Here is a 3,224-nt window from a genome sequence, read left to right on the forward strand (position 1 = left end):
GCTCCAAGTAGATTTGTGCCTAAATGAACTCCCTCAGGGAACGCATTCTGAGCGCTGAATGAGGATGGATCTCGTCGTACAACTCGACCATGGAACGCCCGCAGATCGATGTTGATCGCGAACTTCTTTATCCATGGCATCCCTGGGCTGACCGGCAGGTCTTTCTCCATGCGGTCGATCAAGAAGGGTGACCTGGCGGTGTTCCGCTGCACCCTTTCTGGCCCACCGGTGGCTGGAAATACCGGGGTGGTTATTCGATCGGAGGGTCACCGCGAACAGCCGCATGACGACTGCTCCGCTTGTCAACTTGCCGCGATAGGCGCCCGGCGATCCTCCTCCGGGGCTGCTGTCCCATCTCAATCGCCGGAGAATGGCGCAGCATTGGACTCCGACGGTTCGAGCCGGAAGACAGGCGGCAGTTCTCCCATGTGAAGCGTCCGGCCAGATGTGTTCAAGCTGCGCGTCACGTACCAAGTCCGCGCTTGCTGCCGCTGCTGTGCTGACCACGTGCCATTTTCCCGTCGCGACAGCAACGCATTCCAGTCGCTGACTCAAAGGCGAAAACGCGCATCTGACAGATGCCTTGCGCTCAGGTAAGACAGGTCGCGGTCGCGGTCCTACCCAGGCTTTTCACCACCCTGAGTTCATCTGAAAACCAGATGATCACAATACACAAACTGAATTTGACCTAGCCCTCCTGGAAGCTGAACATCGGCCAACAAAAAACGCAATTTGGGAAACGTTCAGATGCACAGCGTTGAGTCCTTCCGTGATTTGCAGCGCGAAGCAACGGAGTGGCGACGCTACCTCCATGAAAATCCAGAGCTCGACTATCGGGAACACAACACAGCGAAGTTCGTGATCGATAAACTGGCATCGTTCGGGATCAATCATATCGAAACGGGGATAGCTGAGACCGGCATCGTCGCACTTATTCAGGGGCAAGGGGGAGATGGACCGACGATCGGATTGAGAGCGGACATGGATGCCCTGCCAATCGTTGAGGCGTCAGGCAAATCCTGGTCCTCGAAAAACCCAGGCATAATGCATGCATGCGGCCACGACGGTCATACAGCTATGTTGCTGGGTGCTGCGAAACATCTTGCGAGTACGCGCAACTTCAGGGGATCCGTCGCCTTAATCTTTCAGCCGGCAGAAGAAGTAGAATTTCCGACGGGAGCTCAAAGGATGGTCCAGGAAGGCATTATGGACCGTTTCGACATATCCCAGGTTTTCGGCATGCATAACTTGCCAGGCATGGAAATTGGCAAATTCGCCATCTGCGATGGTCCTATCATGGGCTCGCAGGACGACTTCGACATTGTTGTGAAGGGCAGGGGCGGCCATGCGGCTTACCCACATAGAACTATCGATCCCGTCACCATAGCAGCACAGATTATCGTCGGCCTACAAATCTTAATCTCTCGCAAAACCGACCCCATGGAGTCTCTGGTGATTTCCGTCACCAAGCTGAAGGCCGCACAGGCTTACAACATCATTCCCGATCAAGTTGAAATTGCCGGAACGGTCAGAACTCTCGTGCCAGCCCTGCGAGACTTCGCCGAACAAGAGATTGCGGCAGCCGCACAGGGCATTGCGCGCGGCTTCGGCGCGGATATCGAATTCAAATACCGTCGCTCCGTTCCGGTCACTGTCAACTGCACGGAGGAAACTACTTTAGCGGCTAAGGCGGCACGCGACCTAGTCGGGCCTGCATCGGTGAATCATAAGATGAAGCCACGTATAGGTGCGGAGGACTTTGCCTATATGCTTGAGAAGCGGCCAGGTAGTTTTATCTTCCTTGGGAATGGACCTACCGCTCTTCTGCATCACCCCGCCTATGACTTCAATGACGAAGCCTTGCCTTATGGGATAGGCTATTGGGTAAATGTGGTCGAGACAGTGTTGCCTATGTGAGCTCGACTGTCCCCACCAGTTTGCGTGCGAACTCGTATTCAGAAGAAAAGTCATGAGTATAAAAATACCTCACGCTCCTACGCGCTGAGGACCGACCGCTTCTGAAAACTACTCCGTTTGCTACATCAGATAGTTTCGTTGGTTACGGTTGCCTGAGCCAGCGGACAGCCAGCGTGACGGCCGCAGATATCACTATCAACAACGAAGCGGCGGGGATCTTATGGATCGCCAATGCGCTAACTTCTGGAGCGTGTTGTAGGCGCTGCCAGAGCGGAATAGGAGAGACTGAATGAAAGTTCTCGTCCCGGTGAAGCGGGTTGTGGATGCGAACGTCAAGGTTCGCGTGAAGGCTGATGGTTCGGCGGTGGAGCTGGCCAACGTCAAGATGGCGATGAATCCCTTTGACGAAATCGCGGTGGAAGAAGCAATCCGGCTGAAGGAAGCCGGCAAGGCCGAAGAAATCATCGTCGTCTCGATCGGCCCGCAGCAGGCGCAGGAAACACTGCGCACCGCGCTCGCCATGGGCGCCGACCGCGCCATCCTGGTCAAGACCGACGAACAGACCGAGCCGCTCGGCGTCGCCAAGGTGCTGAAAGGCGTCGTCGACGCCGAGCAGCCCGGCCTCGTCATTCTCGGCAAGCAGGCGATCGACGACGACTCCAACCAGACCGGCCAGATGCTGGCGGCACTGCTTGGCTGGGCGCAGGGCACCTTCGCTTCCAAGATCGTGCTCGACGGCGACAAGGCCAAGGTGACGCGCGAAGTCGACGGCGGCCTGCAGACCGTGGAACTGAAGATGCCGGTGATCGTCACCGCCGACCTTCGCCTCAACCAGCCGCGCTATGCCTCGCTGCCCAACATCATGAAGGCCAAGAAGAAGCAGCTCGACGAGAAGACCCCGGCCGACTACGGCGCCGACGTCAAGCCGCGGCTGAAGGTCATCAAGACCGAGGAGCCGAGCGGCCGCAAGGCAGGCGTCAAGGTCAAGTCGGTGGCCGAACTGGTCGACAAGCTCAAGAACGAAGCCGGCGTGTTGTAAGCGATCGGGAAAGGAACAGACAAATGGCAATTCTCCTCATCGCAGAACACGACAACGCAACGCTTTCCGACCAGACCGCCAAGGCGCTGTCGGCGGCGCTGCAGATCGGCTCGGACGTGCATGTGCTGGTTGCCGGCAAAGGCGCCAAGCCGGCAGCCGACGCTGCCGCCAAGCTCAAGGGCGTGAGCAAGGTGTTGCTGGCCGAGGCAGACGAACTTGCCGAGCGCCTCGCCGAACCGACGGCAGCGCTCATTGTGTCGCTGGCGGG

General features: G+C 57.6%; 3 protein-coding genes and 1 pseudogene. 3 read left to right on the plus strand and 1 reads right to left on the minus strand.

Annotated features, from left to right (window positions below):
• A partial coding sequence (locus EN939_RS38630; protein ID WP_206528344.1) for a hypothetical protein occupies positions 1-182 on the minus strand: 182 nt, incomplete at its 3' end.
• Positions 183-747: 565 nt separating this feature from the next.
• On the opposite strand from EN939_RS38630, the gene EN939_RS26845 reads away from it, so the two are divergent.
• The 3 genes and pseudogenes from EN939_RS26845 to EN939_RS26855 form a co-directional block, all read left to right on the plus strand.
• Positions 748-1,917: a M20 aminoacylase family protein gene (locus tag EN939_RS26845; protein WP_127270769.1), complete on the plus strand. Its 1,170-nt coding sequence runs from the start codon at positions 748-750 to the stop codon at positions 1,915-1,917.
• A 289-nt stretch (positions 1,918-2,206) separates the two neighbouring features.
• Complete coding sequence (locus EN939_RS26850; RefSeq protein ID WP_127270770.1) at positions 2,207-2,956, plus strand: electron transfer flavoprotein subunit beta/FixA family protein; 750 nt, start codon at positions 2,207-2,209, stop codon at positions 2,954-2,956.
• Positions 2,957-2,979: 23 nt separating this feature from the next.
• Positions 2,980-3,224: pseudogene (locus tag EN939_RS26855) on the plus strand (electron transfer flavoprotein subunit alpha/FixB family protein); the annotation flags it as partial.

Origin of the sequence: Mesorhizobium sp. M7A.F.Ca.CA.002.05.1.1, from assembly GCF_003998335.1 — a bacterium.
GTDB lineage: Bacteria > Pseudomonadota > Alphaproteobacteria > Rhizobiales > Rhizobiaceae > Mesorhizobium.